Genomic DNA, 16,740 nt, shown 5'->3' with positions numbered 1-16,740 from the left:
GGGGGCCTGTTTCCAGAGCCTGACCATGCGCATGGCACGCGCGCCAAAGCAACCGCCGAATGGCGGTATCAGCGTCCCGCTATGGTCATGCCTTCGATGGCGAGCGTCGGTGCGGCCACGCCATATTTGCGGTCAATGTCATTTGCAGGCGTGACCCGCATGAACATGTCCTTGAGGTTGGAGGCAATCGTTACCTCCGATACCGGGAAGGCTTTTTCGCCATTCTCGATCCAGAACCCGCTTGCGCCGCAGCTATATTCACCCGTCAGCAGATTGGCACCATGGCCGATCAGTTCGGTGACGTAAAAGCCGGTGCCGACCTGCGCAATCAAATCCTGGGGAGAGATATCGCCCGGCTCCAGTGCCAGATTGGTGGAGGCCGGAGAGACCGACGTTCCGCCGCGTACACCACGTCCATTGGTTTCCAAACCGATTTCGCGGGCCGTCGATGTAGAGAGGAACCAGTGCTTCAGCACGCCATCTTCGATCATCACAAGCTTTTCACCGCGCACACCTTCGCCATCGAAGGGGCGGGAGGATGGGCCGCGCACGATCTGGGGATCGTCGGTGATCGACAGCCCTTTCTTCAGCACCTGTTGGCCCATCTTATCGCGCAGGAAGCTGGTCTTGCGCGCAACCGATGCGCCATTGATGGCACCGGCAATGCTGCCGACGAAGCCACGGGCGATGCGCGGATCGAACACGACCGTCACGTTGCTGCCAGTATCGACCTGACGGGGATTGACGCGTTTGACCGCTTTTTCACCCGCACGGCGGCCAATGTCTTCAGGATTGTCGAGATCGGCGAAATAGAGACGGCTGTCGTAGTCGTAATCACGCTCCATCTTGGTGCCTTCACCGGCGATGACGCTGACGGAACGACCGAAGCGGCTGCCCATGTAACTGCCAGCAAAGCCATGCGAGGTGACCAGCACAAGGCCGCCCATGCCGCTGGAGGCCCCGGCACCAGAGGAATTGCTGACACCCGGAACGGCCAATGCCGCTTCTTCTGCCGCCAGCGCTGCCTCACGCAACTCATCGGCGGAGACTTCGGTCGGGTCGAAGAGTTGCAGGTCGTCGTAAGAATTTGCCAGCCGGTTGCTGTCCGCAAGGCAGGCATAGGGGTCTTCCGGCGAAACCTTGGCCATGGCGACGGCGCGTTCGGCCAGTGTCTTCAGGTCGAAACCGGGATTGGCCGAAACGCTGGCGACGCGCTTGCCGACAAACACGCGCAGCGAGAAATCATCGCTTTCGGAGGATTCCGTACTTTCCACCTTGCCGAGCCGCACGCCGACGGATTGCGAGCGCGACCGCACGATGACGGCGTCAGCCTCATCCGCACCTGCGCGGCGGGCCAGATCGACCAGTTCACTGGCGCGCTCGAGAAGCTTGGAGGAATCGATATCTGAGGACATGGGCTAAGCCTTTCGTTGACCTTCATTTATTGCGGCGCATCTGCCGCATCAAGGCCAAAGCCGCATTTCACCGGTAATTGAGCGAAATGCTTACGCGTCCACACCGTGACCGCGGTGATAAAGCTCCACCTGCATCTCGATCTGCCGTTTGAGATCGTCCTTCGTGACCTGAGATTCGGCCAGGATTTCATGCGCCTTGCGGAAATCCAGCACCTTGAAGCGGTTGACTGGAGGGCGCATGAAAATATGCGGCGGGTGCATGCGCAGTTTCAGCGAGATGACCGATTGCATCATCAACTGGCTGGCACCGAACAGGCTTTCGAAGCGGCTGGGCATCGTCGTGCCATCGCCTTCCGGCCCGCCGACCACATCCACCGCAATCACGATATCCGCCTTGTCCAGCAGATGATCGTAAGGAACGGGATTGAAAATGCCGCCATCGATCATGATACGGTCATTCATGCGGATAGGCATGAACAGGGCGGGAATGGCCGACGACGCGGCAAGCGCCTGCCTGAGATCACCATATTCAACGATGACTTCCGATTGCGCGTAATAATCCGTCGCCGTGACCTTCAGCGGAATTTTCAGCCCTTCGAAGGTCTTGGGCAAAGCGGATGGCAAAAGCGCATCGAGAACGAGTTCAAGATTGAACTGGCCGAAACGAAAGCCGAAGACCGCGTGGCGCATGGAGGCAGGCCCAAGGCTCCAGAGCTTGTTGGCGACACTGCCCTTCTTGCCCATGAGTTCCAGCGTATATTCACGGATGTCGCGACCGCTCATGCCTGCGGCCATGCCAGCGCCGATGATGGAGCCGATGGAGGAGCCCGCAATGGCAGTTGGGCGAATGCCCAGTTCGTCCAGCGCTTCAACGATGTTGATGTGACAAATGCCGCGCGCACCACCGCCACCCAGCGCCAGAGCGAATGTCGGATCACGGACTTGCGCTACAGGATTGTCTCTCGCCGCGTCTTTGCGTTTGCGCTTTTTGCCAGAGAGTTTCTTTTTCTTGTCAGCCACGAGAGCGGACTCTCCTTCATGTCATGTGCTGTCCCGCTCTATGACACAAAGACGACAGGAGAGTGACGCGCGCACAAGGTCGCGCGTCATCGTGACCAAAACGGCGCTTAAGGCTCGTAACGGTAAAAATGCATCATGGAATCGCCGAAGGTGCGGCTTTCCAGAAGCTTGAACACGGGATCGACCGTCACCAGAACATCGGCACGTTCTTCCAGAATGGCAAGTGCGCCCGGCACCAGCCAGCCACCCTGATGGGCTGCCAGCATGGCTTTTTCACCATGGCCATAGCCATAGGGTGGGTCGGCAAACAGAACATCGAAAGGCTCGATATTGTTGACGCTGCCGAGCTTTGTGGCATCACGACGCAGAATGCGCGCGCGGCCATGAAGACCGAGAGCATCGATGTTTTCCCAGAGAAGCCCCCTGCCCTCGACGCCGTTCTCAACGAACAGCGCGACGCGGCAACCGCGCGACAGAGCCTCGAGCCCGACCGCACCCGTGCCCGCAAAGACATCGAGAATGCGCGTGCCATCCAGACTTTCCGGATAGGCGTGGCTCAATATGTTGAAGAGGCTTTCCCGCGTACGGTCGATGGTGGGCCTGATTGTATTCGATTTCGGAGCGGCAAGAGACCTGCCGCGAAACTCACCGCCTACGATCCGCATTACGCGTCATTCCCCTGCCTCCAGAAGGTTTGCCACCTGGGCCTTTACCGCCGCCGGGGCCGTTACCTGGTCCCTTGCGATCTCCGCTTTTACCGCCACCGGCAGGCCCCTTGCCGGAAAACCCGCCTTCGGAGCGCTCGCCGCGCGGTTTGCCGAATGCTGGCTTGCCGCCGAAACCACCCGGTTTGCCACCGGACGGGCGACCTTCACGCGGCTTGTCGCCGAAGGGTTTTGCTCCGCGTGGCTTATCACCGAACGGGCGCTCACCGCGTGGACGGTCACCCTCTTCGCGCGGCTTGCGGTCGCTGAACGGACGCTCGCTGCGGGCCGGACGGTCGCCGAAAGGGCGTTCCGAACGGGCGGGACGATCACCAAAGGAGCGTTCGCCGCGAGGACGGTCATTGCGTTCAGCGCCATCGCGTGGCTTGCGGTCGCCGTAAGGGCGTTCGCTGCGTTCGCCGGTCCGGGCCGGGCGGTCGCCGCGATCCGGGCGTGCGCTGAATGGCCGGTCGCCACGGGGGCGATCACCACGGTCGCCTGCGTCACGCGGCTTGCGGTCTCCAAACGATTTCTCGCCGCGCTCGCCACCGCGTTCGCCTCTGCCGCGACCACGGCTGTCGTCCTGCGCGGGCTTGTCTGCGCGGATCCATTCGCCATCGACGTCTCTATGTCTGACGATTGCGCGACGGGCATCGGCTTCTGCGGATGGTTTCTTGAAGACGCTTTCGGCTTCGGCGCGCACGGACTTGCGCTCCTTGCCATCGCGCGTCGGCCTTGCACCCGGGGCCATCCACACATTGGCTGTGCGGTTGCTGCCCATGGGCGGGCGCTTGGGACGGTCGTCGTCGCGCTCTTCATCGCGACCCTTGGCGAAAGGCTTGCCGGGACGCTTCGCATCCGGCTTGCCCTGCGCGCGGTCGCGCGGATTGTCGCGCTTTTCCGCGAAATTGCCGCCGCGCGGGTTCTGCTCGGCATCGCCGCGCTTGGTCCATTCGGACTTGACGGGACGCTGAACCGGAGCTTCATCCTCGTCAACGACCGCATCATAGATCGGCGCATCGAAATTGGCGCCTGCGGCTTCGATCAGGCGCGGGCCAAGCTGGTCGCGCAGCATGCGGCCACGCACTTCCACCACCTGGCTTTCCGGCAGGTCACCCAGCTGGAACGGACCATAGGAAATACGGATGAGGCGGTTAACCTCCAAGCCGAGTGCACCCAGCACATTCTTGATTTCGCGGTTCTTGCCTTCGCGAAGACCCATGGTGATCCACACATTGTGGCCCTGGGTCCGGTCCAGCGTCGCATCGATGGCACCGTAGAGAACGCCATCGACGGCAATGCCGTCCTTCAGCTTGTCCAATGCAGCCTGATCGACCTCACCATGGGCGCGCACCCGGTAACGGCGCAGCCAGCCGGTGGTCGGCAGTTCGAGAACACGAGACAGGCCGCCATCATTGGTCAGCAGCAGCAGACCTTCGGTGTTGATATCCAGACGTCCGATGGACAGGACGCGGGGAAGTTCCTTCGGCAAATTGTCGAAAACGGTCGGACGTCCTTCCGGGTCGGAATTGGTCGTCACCAGACCGGCAGGCTTGTGATAGAGCCACAGACGTGTGCGTTCCGCACCACGGATCGGCGCGCCATCGACCTCGATCTTGTCATCGAGGGTGGCATTGACCACCGGGCTGTCCAGCTTGACGCCGTTCAGCGACACGCGACCTTCCATGATCATGCGCTCGACATCGCGGCGCGAGGCCACGCCTGCGCGCGCCATGATCTTGGAAATACGTTCGGGCTTGGTGGGTGCCGTCTCGGTCACGACAGTCTCGGCCTTGGCCGTCACTGGCTTGTTTTCGCGCGCCGCATCAGGCTTTGCCGAAGGCTTCGGCTTCCTGTCACGGTCGAATGTTTTGCCGCCAGCGCGCTTCGGCTTGTCTTTGAATGTCATTTGTTGTTTGCCTGTTGTTTGCCGTGTCCTATCAGGTCGCGCGGCACTGGTTAAGAGGAAATTGCAAGAACTATGGCGGAAACGACGCATTTCATGGAGCTGGCGCTTGCCGAAGCGCAGGCCGCAGGCCAACGGAACGAAGTGCCCATCGGCGCGGTGCTGGTGCTGGATGGCCGTGTGATTGCCCGTTCCGGCAACCGAACCCGCGAATTGAACGACGTGACCGCCCACGCCGAAATCGCCGTTATCCGCATGGCCTGCGAGGAACTGGGGCAGGAAAGACTGCCCTGCGCGGACCTTTACGTGACGCTGGAACCCTGCACCATGTGCGCTGCCGCCATATCCTTCGCCCGCATCCGCCGCCTCTATTATGGCGCCAATGACGTGAAGGGTGGAGCGGTGGAAAGCGGTGTGCGCTTCTTCAACCAGCCGACATGCCATCATGCGCCGGAGGTCTATTCGGGGATGGCGGAAGTGGAGAGTGCGGAGATTTTACGGGAATTTTTTCAGAGCAAGCGGAATGATGGTGCAGTGTAAGGTGGGTTGCCACGCTCACCTCACACTCAACGTCATCCTCGGGCTTGACCCGAGGATCTGACCACGTTTGACGTAGGGGTTCGTTAGATCCTCGGGTCAAGCCCGAGGATGACGGAGGTTGGGGCGTGGGCTTTTATAAAGCTTTTCGCGCTGGGTAATAAATACCGCCGCTGCCGCCCAATCAACCCTTACTGGAACGGGTTCCACCAGCTTTTGCCAGTACCGGCCATGGCCGCATTCTTCTTGCGCTCTTTTTCCTTCTTCGCTTCCGGCTCGCCTAGATCAGCAAGCTGATCCTGCGGCAGGTTGCGGTATTCGACCGGTGGGTCGGTCAGGAATTTGCGCTGGTTGCTGTTGACGATGGTGCCGCCCTGCGAATCTGCCTTGGCCTTGCGGAAGGCTTCCCATTTCTGGCTTTCGGTCATCTGGCCGTTGGTGCCGTTACCGGCCAGAAGTGGCGAACGGTAATGCGGATTGTCGCGGTTTTCGTCCGCTTCCTTGCGCAGACGCTCACGCGCTTCTTCAGGCGTTTCCGGCCATTGCGGGTTGGTCTCGCGGTTGGCAAGGCTCTGCTGCGGCTGTGCCAGCTGCTCGGCGCGGGCCTGAGCGGGAACGACGAGGCCGGGACGCGGATTGTATTTCAGGTTGCGCTTGCTCTGATCGCCGGTGATGGAGGTGGCATTGCCAAGGTCATCCACCAGCTGTTCAGCCGATGTCTTTCCCGTGCCATAGGTCGGGCTGGTGCACGCGCCTAGTGCAAGGCAAACAGATACTGCGCCAAAAATGGTGCCGTACATGCGAAAACTCTGCGTCATGCTCATTGAAACCCTTCCGCCCCAAGCGCCGTGCGTCCTCAGCGGACACCCACAGGGCGCTCTTTATATTAATCTAGTCATCGCGCATTCCGAAAATCGACGTCGATTTCCGGGCCGATGCTGTAGCCGTCCCGACGACCGGTAGCCCCGCATTGATGCTAAAATCCGGCCAATTTCAGGCAGGTTTACCGGATGAACGGCTAAAGTGCAATTCATCCGGCCATTTTCTTAAGCACTGACGCCAAGTTCACGCAGCGCGACGGCATCGCGGGCCGATACGTCCGGAAACGCAGGATCGGAGCCGACATCGGTGGTGATGCGCCAGGAGCGGGCGCATTTGCGGCCTTCGGCAAGCTTCTGCTCGACCGATACCTTCTGCACTTCGCTCAAGCGGAAGCCATCTGCCGGGCCTTCGCCAGCCACAACCGAGATGGCCGAGGTGATGCAGATTTCCGCGAAATCCTGACCTTCGAGTGCGGCCATCAGCTCGGCATCCGCAATGTGCACGACGGGAGCTGCTTCCAGCGAAGAACCGATGCGCTTTTCACGACGTTCCACTTCCAGCGCGCCTGTGACAACCGTGCGGACCTTGCGGATTTTATCCCACTTGGCTTCCAGCGCCTCGTTCTTCCATTCCGCGGGAACGTCCGGGAACTGAACGAGATGTACCGATTCCGCATCGGCGTAGCGCAACAGCCATGCCTCTTCCGTCGTAAACGGCAACATGGGTGCGAGCCATGTGACAAGGCAATCGAACAGCTTTGCGATGACCGACAGCGAGGCACGACGCTTCAGCGACGACGGGGCGTCGCAATAGAGCGCATCCTTGCGGATATCGAAATAGAAGGCCGACAGCTCGACATTGGCGAAATCGATCAGCGCGCGGGTGATCTTCTTGAAGTCGAAGGCGTCGTAGCCGTCGCGCACGACCTGATCAAGCTCCGACAGACGGTGCAGCATCAGCTGTTCCAGTTCCGGCAGATCGGCATAGGCGATCTCTTCGCCCTTGTCGTGCGCCAGCGTGCCCAGCATCCAGCGGATGGTGTTGCGCAGCTTGCGATAGGCATCGATGTTGGTCTGGATGATGGCCTTGCCCAGACGCTGGTCTTCCCAGTAATCCGTGGTCATGACCCACAGACGCAGGATATCCGCACCGGATTCCTTCATCACGTCCTGCGGAGCCACCACATTGCCAAGCGACTTTGACTGCTTGCGGCCCTGCTCGTCCATGGTGAAACCATGGGTGACTACGGCGTTGTAAGGCGCACGGCCACGCGTCGCGCAGCTTTCCAGCAGCGACGAGTGGAACCAGCCACGATGCTGGTCGGAACCTTCCAGATAGACATCGGCTGGCCATTTCAGGTCAGGGCGGTCTTCCAGCGTAAAGGTGTGCGTGCAGCCCGAGTCGAACCAGACGTCGAGGATATCGCGTACCTGATGCCACTTGGTATGATCGTGGTCGTTACCGAGGAAGCGTTCCTTGGCACCATCTGCAAACCATGCATCCGCGCCTTCGGCCTCGAAGGCCTCCAGAATGCGGGCATTGACGGCGTCGTCCAGCAGTATTTCGCCCTTTTCGTCTGCAAACACAGCGATAGGCACACCCCAGGCGCGCTGGCGCGAGAGCACCCAATCCGGACGGTTCTCGATCATGGCGCGCAGACGGTTCTGGCCAGCGGCAGGCACGAAACGGGTGTCATCGATGGCCGACAGGGAGCGCGAGCGCAGCGTGGTGCCATCGCCCAGTTCCTTGTCCATATAGACGAACCACTGCGGCGTGTTGCGGAAGATGACCGGCTTCTTGGAGCGCCAGCTATGCGGATAGCTGTGCTTCAGACGGCCACGGGCAAACAGATTGTTGGCCGCGATCAGCGCCTTGATGACGCGATCGTTGGCGTCACCTTTCTTGCCGTTGTCGTCCATAACGCGGGCAGCGCCGCCTTCAGCGGATGGACCGAAACCGGGTGCGTCTTCGGTGTAGAAGCCGTCATCGCCAACCGTGAAGGGAATTTTGGACGAGATGCCGCGCGCTTCCAGATCTCGCGCCTGAGACATCCATGCGTCAAAGTCCTCACGACCATGGCCGGGAGCCGTGTGGACGAAGCCGGTACCGGCATCATCGGTGACGTGATCGCCGTCGAGAAGCGGGACGACGAAATCGTAGCCGAGGTCAGCCAATGGGTGGTCGCAGGTGATGGCGCCGAGTTCTTCCGCCGTGACAGGACGAACCAGCTTGAATGTCAGCTTTGCCTTCTTCGCGGCTTCGTCGGCCAGCTTGGTAGCGAAGATCAGCTTTTCACCGGGCTGTGGACCAAAGTCGTTCTCAGCGGATTCGACTTCGAACAAGCCGTAAGGGAAGCGCGAAGAGAACGAGATGGCGCGGTTGCCGGGGATGGTCCAAGGCGTCGTGGTCCAGATGACGACGGACGCGTTGAGTAGTTGAGCTTCTGCCTCGTTTCTTCCTCGACCAAGGTTACCGCTCTCATCGCGCTTAACCAGTGACGACTTTACGTTGACCGGGAACTTCACCCAGATCATATCGCTCTCGACATCCGCATACTCGACCTCGGCCTCAGCCAAAGCCGTGCGTTCGACGACCGACCACATGACTGGCTTCGAGCCGCGATAAAGCTGGCCGCTCTTGGCGATCTTCAACAGCTCGCCAGCGATGCGGGCTTCCGAGTGGAAGTTCATGGTCGTGTAGGGCTGTTCGAAATCGCCCTCGATGCCGAGACGCTTGAATTCGGCGGATTGCTTTTCGATCCAGCCAGCCGCGAACTCACGGCATTCCTGACGGAATTCGTTGATCGGGACCTCGTCCTTGTTCTTGCCCTTGGCGCGGTAGGCTTCCTCGATCTTCCATTCGATGGGAAGGCCGTGGCAATCCCAGCCGGGGACGTAATTGGCGTCAAAGCCGCGCATCTGGAACGAGCGGGTGATGACGTCTTTGAGGATCTTGTTCAGCGCGTGGCCGATGTGGATGTTGCCGTTGGCATAGGGAGGGCCATCATGCAGCACGAATTTTTCGCGACCGGCGGCGGAGGCGCGCAGCTTCTTGTAAAGACCCATCTGCTGCCAGCGGGCAACCGTTTCCGGCTCCTTCTGGGGCAGACCGGCGCGCATGGGGAAATCCGTCTGCGGCAGGTACAGCGTGGTGGAATAATCGATTGTCTGTGCGGTGTCGTTCATGATCATACCGTTATGCGGCGTGCCCGAAATTGACAAAGAATTTCAGGGTTGCGCCGTCTTGAGTGCAAGAGGGGCAAAGCGGAGAGGCGCTTGCGGCAAGCGCCGAAATCCCGGACCTTTCGGCTGCTTACTGCGCGCGAAAGGCCGGGCCAATAATTCGGGAAATGAACGTCAACCGAAATTGGTACATGGCGGTTGTTTATGCGTTTTTCCCGCAAAAAGGAAGAGGTTTGTCGGTTTGAATGCGCATGTCTGTCGCCAAATCCGACACCAACCATCAAAATGCGATTTTAGCGTCCAGTTCGCTGAGCGGCGTTACGCCTGACAGCAGTGCCCTCGCCTCCTCCTCGTCGCGCTTGATCTGCGCCACCAGCGGCTCCAGCCCGTCGAATTTCAACTCGTCTCGCAGGTGACCGAAGAAGGACACCGCGCAGATTTTGCCATAGAGATCGCCGGAGAAATCGAAGACGAATGTTTCGAGAAGAGCCGCGCCATTGTCGGTAACGGTGGGGCGATAGCCGAAGCTGGCAACGCCATCATAAAGCGTGCCATCGGGCCGGCGGAAACGCACGGCGTAGATGCCGGGTTTCAGTTCCGTTTCCGGCGGGAGCGCCATGTTGGCGGTGGGGTAACCCAGCGTGCGGCCGAGCTTCTGCCCGCCGATGACTTCCGCCTCGACCGTGTAACGATAACCCAGCAGGCCAGCGGCACCGGCGACATCGCCCTGCGACAGCAGTTCACGGATACGGCTGGAGGATACGATTTCCGCACCTTCATCGCGGAAGGAATCGATCAGCATGACATCGAAGCCATGCCGTTTGCCTGCCGCCATGAGATAGGCCGGACCGCCTTCGCGTCCCTTGCCGAAGTGGAAATCCACGCCGGTGACGACGGCGCTGGCACCCAGCCAATCGACCAGAATGGATTTGACGAAATCTTCCGCAGACCGCTGCGAAAAATCGCGGTCGAACGGGTATTCGATGACGGAGTTGAACCCTTCCGCTTCCAGCACGCGGGCTTTTACGGATGCTGGCGTGAGCCGGAAGACTGGCGTTTCAGGGCGAAACACGGTGCGCGGATGCGGCTCGAATGTCAGCACCAGTGCCGGAACGTTGCGGGATGAGGCGAGCTCCAGCGCATGGTCCAGCACCGCGCGATGGCCGCGATGCACACCATCGAAATTGCCAATGGCGATGACGCCGCCCTTCAAATTGTCGGGCAGCGGCTCCTTCTTTTCATTGCGGTGAAAAACGGTCATGGGCAAACTCTGTTTTCAAGCCAGTGCTTCAAGCCAAACGAGGCATCCACCAGCCGGGTGCCGCGTTCTGGCCCTTGAGATAGGCGTTCAGCAGGGCCTCGTCCGTCTCGCCATTCAACGTATATTCTGCCGCGTGAATGCCGCCGCTGATATAGAGAAGCGTCAGGCCCGCATCGATGGCGCCTTTGACATCCGTGGGCATGCCATCGCCGATGGCCAAAACGCGATCCTTGGTGAACGCGCCGCGCACTTCCTTGGCGGCAGCAAGGCAGGCCTCGTAGATCGGCGCATGCGGCTTACCCGCGATGCGGACTTCGCCGCCCAGCTGCTCGAAATAGGCCGCCATGGCGCCGGCGCAGGGAATGATGCGCTCGCCACGTTCCACCACCAGATCGGGGTTTGCGCAGATCATCGGCACGCCGCGGGCAACGAAGCCCTTGAGCATATCCGTGTAATCTTCCGGGGTTTCGGTTTCATCATCGAAAAAGCCGGTGCAGACCACAGCGGTTGCTTCCGTTTCCGGCACCACTTCAATGTCGAGACCTTCCAGCAGCGGCATGTCGCGCTCAGGCCCCAGCAGAAAGACTTTTTTCGGACCCTGCGAAATCAAGGTACGCGTCACATCGCCCGAGGTGATGATGCGGTCATAGGCCGTATCGGGAATGCCCAGCGCGCGCAGCTGCGTGATGACGCCGGGGGCCGGGCGTGGGGAGTTGGTGATGAGCACCACCGTCTTGCCCGCCTTGCGTGCCGCCTCCAGCGCTATGGCCGCGTGGGGAAACGCAGCAACGCCGTTGTGCAGCACACCCCAGACATCGGAAAGAACAACGTCGAACCGATCTGTGATTTCGCCAAGGGTGGAAATGCGGTGGGCCATGAGATGCTTCCAGACTTTCAAAACTGCCAGATTTTTCAAAAATGCATGGGCGTGACATGGCAAACCAGCACGCCGATTACAAGCAAAAACGAGTCTCGCCAACCAAAGCGCAGAGAGCCGAGTTCGCCTTTTTGCACTGCAACATGTTGTGATCGCACGCCTGACGTGTTTTTATAGGGCGGGGCTGGCTTACTCTACCGAGGAGCCATCGATGAAGAGAATTGACCAGCTCGAGGGTCTTCGCGGTCTTCTGGCCGCATGGGTTGTTCTGGTTCACCTGCTGCCCGCAGCCGGCATTGATCCTGACAGCATGGGTGCGCTGAAACCCCTGATCAATGAAAAAATCCGCGTGCAAATCTTCTGCATCATGAGCGGTTTCGTGATTTTCGTCATGATGTCCTCGCTGTCGGAAGACTATTCGACTTACATAACCCGCCGCATCAAACGCATTTATCCCGTCTATATTTTCGCGTTTTTCCTGTCGATTGCCTTTGCCTGGATCGCCTATCAGGCACTGCATACAGCCGATTTCCAGAGCGTGCGCAATGCGGGCCGGATCGCCATTCTCAACCGCAGCTTCGAGAACTGGGAAATGAACACGCTTGCCCATATGACCATGCTGCATGGCATCATTCCCGATAGCTGGCTGCCGCTGGGTGCCTATGCGTTTCTGGGTCAGGCCTGGAATATTTCCACCGAGTTCCAGTTCTACCTGATTGCACCGCTGGCTTTCTGGTGCCTTCACCATTCCAGCAATCTGGTGCGCGTCGGCTTCCTTGCGGCCTCCGTCATCGGCGTCTGGTATTTCCGCCATTGGCCGAATGGGGCAATCCTCGCCAACTACGCCATCTATTTCGCCGCTGGCATCGCCAGCTATTACCTCTGGAAGATGCGTTGGGACGACCAGCCCTTCATGTCGCCGCCGGTCGTTTTACCGCTGGCCGCCATTGTCGGTTATTTCGATCTGGCCATCGGCGCATGGATTTTCGTCTTCACCAGCGCCATCATGGTACGCGACAAGGGCCGCAAGAAGGGTTTCGTGGCGATGTTTCTGGAGCATCCCGCCATGATGTTCCTCGGCACCGTCTCCTACTCGCTCTATCTGCTGCACATGATACCGCTTTATGGCTGGATGTATGTGCTGAACGATCAGGGTTTCAGCCAGGGTACCTATTTCGCCATGCTGGCGGCGCTGACCTTCGCCACGGCCATTCCCTTCTCCTACCTCGCGCATAAATATGTGGAGCGGCCATTCTATCGGTCGAAGACGCACCGCACACCCCCCGCGGCAACGATGCGGCCTGCTGTCGAAGGCAAGTAATCAGATGTGCCGCCACCTCATGCGGCGGCACATCACATCAGCCAGAGGCGAAGAACACCGCCTGCGATGCCAAGCGCCAGCACCGGAACCATGCCGACTTTCCAGCGCATCAGCATCATCAGGGACAGGACCAGCAGTCCGGTCGCGAAGGGATCGAGCGTATTCCAGACCGGCCAGGATATGCCGGGGCTGAAGCTTAGCGGAACAGCTATGCGCTTGACCTCGCCAAACAGCACATGAAGTCCGAACCAGATGGATAGGTTGAGAATGACGCCGACGACCGCCGCCGTGATGGCCGAAAGCGCAGACGACAGAGCGCGGTTGTTGCGCAGTTTTTCGACATAGGGTGCGCCAAGAAAAATGAAGATGAAGCTCGGCACGAATGTCGCCCACGCTGTGACCGTCGCGCCCATAACGCCTGCGACCATCGGGTCCAGCCATTCCGCATGGCGAAACCCGGCAAGAAAGCCGATATAAGGAAGCACCAGCACCAGAGGCCCCGGCGTGGCTTCCGCCAGCGCCAGACCATCCAGCATTTCGCCGGGGGAAAGCCAGCCGTGGGTCTCCACCGCCACCTGCGCGACATAGGCCAGCACGGCATAGGCCCCACCAAAAGTAACCACCGCCATGCGCGAGAAAAAGCTTTGCAGGGTCGCCAGCGTTTCCGGCGCGGAGAAGAGAAAGATCAGCGCCAGCGGGATTTGCCATATCACCAGCCCCAACACGAGCCCTTTCACCCGAGAGAAAAGCGTGACCGGTGTCGTCTCCGTATCCGTCTCGCTTAATTCAACGGCGGCATGTCGCGCACGTAGAAAGCCGATCAGGCCAGCCGCGAAGATGACAAGCGGAAACGGCAGGCCGAAAACGAAAAGCGCAATGAAGGCTGCGGCTGCGATGCCTGCCAGAAAACGGCTGACCAGCGCCCGTTTCGCCACCCGGATCAGGGCTTCGACGACGATGGCCAGCACGCAGGCCTTCAGGCCAAACAAAAGGCCGGGCAGCCAATGCGTATCCTGATAGAGGCAATAGGCCGAGGCAAGGGCGACGATGGCGAAGAAGCCCGGCAGGATGAACAGCGTCCCGGCAATGATGCCGCCCCGCACGCCATGCATGAGCCAGCCGATATAGGTAGCCAGTTGCTGCGCCTCCGGCCCCGGCAGCAGCATGCAGTAATTCAGCGCATGCATGAAGCGCGCTTCAGACACCCAGCGTTTCTCATCCACGAGAATGCGGTGCATCATGCCGATCTGTCCGGCGGGACCGCCGAAGCTGAGACAGCCTATGCGGGCGAAGACGGATGTGAGCTCGGCGAGGGTCGGTTTGGCTGCGGGTGGCGGGTTTATAATATCTGTCATGAACCGCTGATAACCATTTTACATGAAATATTTCCGACAGGGCGTTCTTGACTCACCACAGGCACAGCCCTATCTCTGCCTCGCTAGCACTCTCCAATGAGGAGTGCTAACACTTATCACGCGGACCTTTGATGGGTCCGTACAGGTCATTTGATCGAGGGATTAGACAATGACAAGCACTACTTTCCGTCCGCTGCATGACCGCGTCGTTGTTCGTCGCGTTGAGTCTGAAGCAAAGACCAAGGGCGGCATCATCATTCCTGATACCGCCAAGGAAAAGCCACAGGAAGGCGAAATCGTCGCTGTTGGCACCGGCGCTCGCGACGATAGCGGCAAGCTCGTTCCTCTGGACGTCAAGGCTGGCGACCGCGTGCTGTTCGGCAAGTGGTCCGGCACCGAAGTCAAGCTCGACGGCGAAGACCTTCTGATCATGAAGGAATCCGACATCATGGGCGTTATCGGCTGATTTAGCCGGTTTTCTCATCCTTACATGACAACCAATGGGCAATGAGCCCGGGAGTTTTCTACCATGGCAGCTAAAGAAATTAAATTCGGCCGCACAGCGCGCGAAAAGATGCTTCGTGGCGTCGACGTTCTCGCAGACGCAGTGAAGGTAACGCTTGGTCCTAAGGGCCGTAACGTCATCATCGACAAGTCCTTCGGCGCACCACGCATCACCAAGGACGGCGTTTCTGTCGCCAAGGAAATCGAACTCGAAGACAAGTTCGAAAACATGGGCGCACAGATGGTCCGCGAAGTTGCTTCGAAGACCAACGACATTGCCGGTGACGGCACCACGACTGCGACCGTTCTTGCACAGGCCATCGTTCGCGAAGGCAACAAGGCTGTTGCAGCCGGCATGAACCCAATGGATCTCAAGCGCGGTATCGACCTCGCTGTTTCCGAAGTCGTGAAGGACCTTCAGGCCAAGGCCAAGAAGATCTCCACATCGGAAGAAGTTGCACAGGTTGGCACGATCTCTGCAAACGGCGACAAGCAGGTCGGTCTCGACATTGCTGAAGCCATGCAGAAGGTTGGCAACGAAGGCGTTATCACAGTCGAAGAAGCCAAGACTGCTGAAACCGAACTCGAAGTCGTTGAAGGCATGCAGTTCGACCGCGGTTACCTGTCGCCTTACTTCGTCACCAACCCTGAAAAGATGGTTGCTGACCTGGAAGACGCCTACATTCTTCTCCACGAGAAGAAGCTTTCGAACCTTCAGGCCATGCTGCCTGTTCTCGAAGCTGTCGTTCAGACTGGCAAGCCACTCGTCATCATCGCTGAAGACGTCGAAGGCGAAGCTCTTGCAACGCTCGTCGTCAACAAGCTGCGTGGCGGCCTGAAGATTGCTGCTGTCAAGGCTCCTGGCTTCGGCGATCGCCGCAAGGCCATGCTCGAAGACATCGCGATCCTGACCGGCGGTACGGTTATCTCCGAAGACATCGGCATCAAGCTCGAAAACGTCACGCTCGACATGCTCGGCAAGGCGAAGAAGGTTTCGATCTCCAAGGAAAACACGACGATCGTTGACGGCTCCGGCCAGAAGACCGACATCGAAGGCCGCGTTGCACAGATCAAGGCTCAGATCGAAGAAACATCTTCCGATTATGACCGCGAAAAGCTGCAGGAACGTCTTGCCAAGCTGGCTGGCGGCGTTGCCGTTATCCGCGTTGGCGGCTCCACGGAAATCGAAGTCAAGGAACGCAAGGACCGCATCGACGACGCTCTGAACGCGACACGCGCTGCTGTTCAGGAAGGCATCGTCCCAGGCGGCGGTACTGCTCTTCTGCGTTCTTCCACGAAGATCACCGTCAAGGGTGCAAACGACGACCAGGAAGCCGGCATCAACATCGTTCGCCGCGCTCTTCAGTCGCTGGTTCGCCAGATCGCTGAAAACGCTGGTGACGAAGCCTCCATCGTTGTTGGCAAGATCCTCGACAAGAACGAAGAGAACTACGGCTACAACGCCCAGACCTCTGAATATGGCGACATGATTGCCATGGGTATCGTTGACCCGGTCAAGGTTGTTCGCACAGCCCTGCAGAACGCAGCTTCGGTTGCTTCGCTGCTGATCACGACAGAAGCCATGATTGCAGAACTTCCTAAGAAGGAATCTGCAATGCCTCCTATGCCAGGCGGCGGCATGGGCGGTATGGACTTCTAAGAAGTCTGACCTTCGGAAATACGAAAAGGCGGTCCTTGCGGGCCGCCTTTTTTGTTGTGGCATGTATAGCTGATAAAAAAGCTCACTGTCTCCGAATAGTGAACAAATTGTCTCCAATCGTTCATCTTTCTTGCGATGCGGAATTGGCGCATATGTCAATTATCAATTAACGCCAT

General features: G+C 59.2%; 13 protein-coding genes. 4 read left to right on the top strand and 9 right to left on the bottom strand.

Annotated features, from left to right (window positions below; all coding sequences use genetic code 11):
* Positions 1-68 precede the first annotated feature (68 nt).
* The 4 genes from AC27VJ_RS02810 to AC27VJ_RS02795 all read right to left on the bottom strand — a co-directional run bounded on the left by AC27VJ_RS02810 (position 69) and on the right by AC27VJ_RS02795 (position 5,048).
* Positions 69-1,415 (bottom strand): TldD/PmbA family protein, encoded by a 1,347-nt coding sequence (locus AC27VJ_RS02810; RefSeq protein WP_488682716.1) that lies wholly within the window; start codon positions 1,413-1,415, stop codon positions 69-71.
* Positions 1,416-1,505: 90 nt separating this feature from the next.
* On the bottom strand, positions 1,506-2,336 hold the full coding sequence (locus AC27VJ_RS02805; protein ID WP_488683173.1) for a patatin-like phospholipase family protein: 831 nt from the start codon (positions 2,334-2,336) through the stop codon (positions 1,506-1,508).
* A gap of 206 nt (positions 2,337-2,542) precedes the next feature.
* Positions 2,543-3,100: a 16S rRNA (guanine(966)-N(2))-methyltransferase RsmD gene (rsmD, locus tag AC27VJ_RS02800; protein ID WP_488682714.1), complete on the bottom strand. Its 558-nt coding sequence runs from the start codon at positions 3,098-3,100 to the stop codon at positions 2,543-2,545.
* On the bottom strand, positions 3,081-5,048 hold the full coding sequence (locus AC27VJ_RS02795; protein ID WP_488682713.1) for a pseudouridine synthase: 1,968 nt from the start codon (positions 5,046-5,048) through the stop codon (positions 3,081-3,083). Before AC27VJ_RS02795 ends, rsmD begins: the two co-directional genes overlap by 20 nt.
* Before the next feature lie 72 nt (positions 5,049-5,120).
* Between AC27VJ_RS02795 and AC27VJ_RS02790 the strand changes: the two genes are divergently transcribed.
* On the top strand, positions 5,121-5,585 hold the full coding sequence (locus AC27VJ_RS02790) for a nucleoside deaminase (RefSeq protein WP_488682712.1): 465 nt from the start codon (positions 5,121-5,123) through the stop codon (positions 5,583-5,585).
* A gap of 188 nt (positions 5,586-5,773) precedes the next feature.
* Here AC27VJ_RS02790 and AC27VJ_RS02785 read toward each other — a convergent pair whose 3' ends face one another.
* From AC27VJ_RS02785 to AC27VJ_RS02770, 4 genes are all read right to left on the bottom strand, one after another.
* Entirely contained in the window at positions 5,774-6,400 is a 627-nt protein-coding gene (locus AC27VJ_RS02785; RefSeq protein WP_488683172.1) for a hypothetical protein, read from the bottom strand.
* A gap of 228 nt (positions 6,401-6,628) precedes the next feature.
* Complete coding sequence (ileS, locus tag AC27VJ_RS02780; RefSeq protein WP_488683171.1) at positions 6,629-9,469, bottom strand: isoleucine--tRNA ligase; 2,841 nt, start codon at positions 9,467-9,469, stop codon at positions 6,629-6,631.
* A gap of 397 nt (positions 9,470-9,866) precedes the next feature.
* A complete protein-coding gene (locus tag AC27VJ_RS02775; protein ID WP_488682711.1) occupies positions 9,867-10,847 on the bottom strand; it encodes a bifunctional riboflavin kinase/FAD synthetase in 981 nt (326 codons plus the stop codon).
* A gap of 28 nt (positions 10,848-10,875) precedes the next feature.
* Positions 10,876-11,724 (bottom strand): TIGR01459 family HAD-type hydrolase, encoded by an 849-nt coding sequence (locus AC27VJ_RS02770; RefSeq protein WP_488682710.1) that lies wholly within the window; start codon positions 11,722-11,724, stop codon positions 10,876-10,878.
* Between the two features lie 211 nt (positions 11,725-11,935).
* On the opposite strand from AC27VJ_RS02770, the gene AC27VJ_RS02765 reads away from it, so the two are divergent.
* Positions 11,936-13,045, top strand: a complete 1,110-nt coding sequence (locus tag AC27VJ_RS02765; protein ID WP_488682709.1) for an acyltransferase family protein — start codon at positions 11,936-11,938, stop codon at positions 13,043-13,045.
* Positions 13,046-13,077: 32 nt separating this feature from the next.
* Here AC27VJ_RS02765 and chrA read toward each other — a convergent pair whose 3' ends face one another.
* Entirely contained in the window at positions 13,078-14,400 is a 1,323-nt protein-coding gene (gene chrA, locus AC27VJ_RS02760; RefSeq protein WP_488682708.1) for a chromate efflux transporter, read from the bottom strand.
* 169 nt (positions 14,401-14,569) lie between these two features.
* Between chrA and groES the strand changes: the two genes are divergently transcribed.
* Together groES and groL are read left to right on the top strand one after the other, a co-directional pair.
* Positions 14,570-14,866, top strand: a complete 297-nt coding sequence (gene groES, locus AC27VJ_RS02755) for a co-chaperone GroES (protein WP_045229730.1) — start codon at positions 14,570-14,572, stop codon at positions 14,864-14,866.
* Between the two features lie 63 nt (positions 14,867-14,929).
* Positions 14,930-16,564, top strand: coding sequence for a chaperonin GroEL (gene groL, locus AC27VJ_RS02750; protein WP_113088729.1), 1,635 nt, complete (start codon positions 14,930-14,932; stop codon positions 16,562-16,564).
* Positions 16,565-16,740: the final 176 nt, after the last annotated feature.

Source organism: Agrobacterium sp. 20P9.1.2, from assembly GCF_057799395.1.
Note: the sequence above shows the minus strand (reverse complement) of the source record. Positions and strands in the feature narration are given on the sequence as shown.

Bases quoted from the DNA above. Each gene is read 5' to 3' on its own strand.
- AC27VJ_RS02810 (WP_488682716.1), bottom strand. From the start codon at position 1,415: ATGTCCTCAGATATCGATTCCTCCAAGCTTCTCGAGCGCGCCAGTGAA.
- rsmD (WP_488682714.1), bottom strand. From the start codon at position 3,100: ATGCGGATCGTAGGCGGTGAGTTTCGCGGCAGGTCTCTTGCCGCTCCG.
- AC27VJ_RS02795 (WP_488682713.1), bottom strand. From the start codon at position 5,048: ATGACATTCAAAGACAAGCCGAAGCGCGCTGGCGGCAAAACATTCGAC.
- AC27VJ_RS02790 (WP_488682712.1), top strand. From the start codon at position 5,121: ATGGCGGAAACGACGCATTTCATGGAGCTGGCGCTTGCCGAAGCGCAG.
- AC27VJ_RS02785 (WP_488683172.1), bottom strand. From the start codon at position 6,400: ATGACGCAGAGTTTTCGCATGTACGGCACCATTTTTGGCGCAGTATCT.
- ileS (WP_488683171.1), bottom strand. From the start codon at position 9,469: ATGGGTCTTTACAAGAAGCTGCGCGCCTCCGCCGCCGGTCGCGAAAAA.
- AC27VJ_RS02775 (WP_488682711.1), bottom strand. From the start codon at position 10,847: ATGACCGTTTTTCACCGCAATGAAAAGAAGGAGCCGCTGCCCGACAAT.
- AC27VJ_RS02770 (WP_488682710.1), bottom strand. From the start codon at position 11,724: ATGGCCCACCGCATTTCCACCCTTGGCGAAATCACAGATCGGTTCGAC.
- AC27VJ_RS02765 (WP_488682709.1), top strand. From the start codon at position 11,936: ATGAAGAGAATTGACCAGCTCGAGGGTCTTCGCGGTCTTCTGGCCGCA.
- chrA (WP_488682708.1), bottom strand. From the start codon at position 14,400: ATGACAGATATTATAAACCCGCCACCCGCAGCCAAACCGACCCTCGCC.
- groES (WP_045229730.1), top strand. From the start codon at position 14,570: ATGACAAGCACTACTTTCCGTCCGCTGCATGACCGCGTCGTTGTTCGT.
- groL (WP_113088729.1), top strand. From the start codon at position 14,930: ATGGCAGCTAAAGAAATTAAATTCGGCCGCACAGCGCGCGAAAAGATG.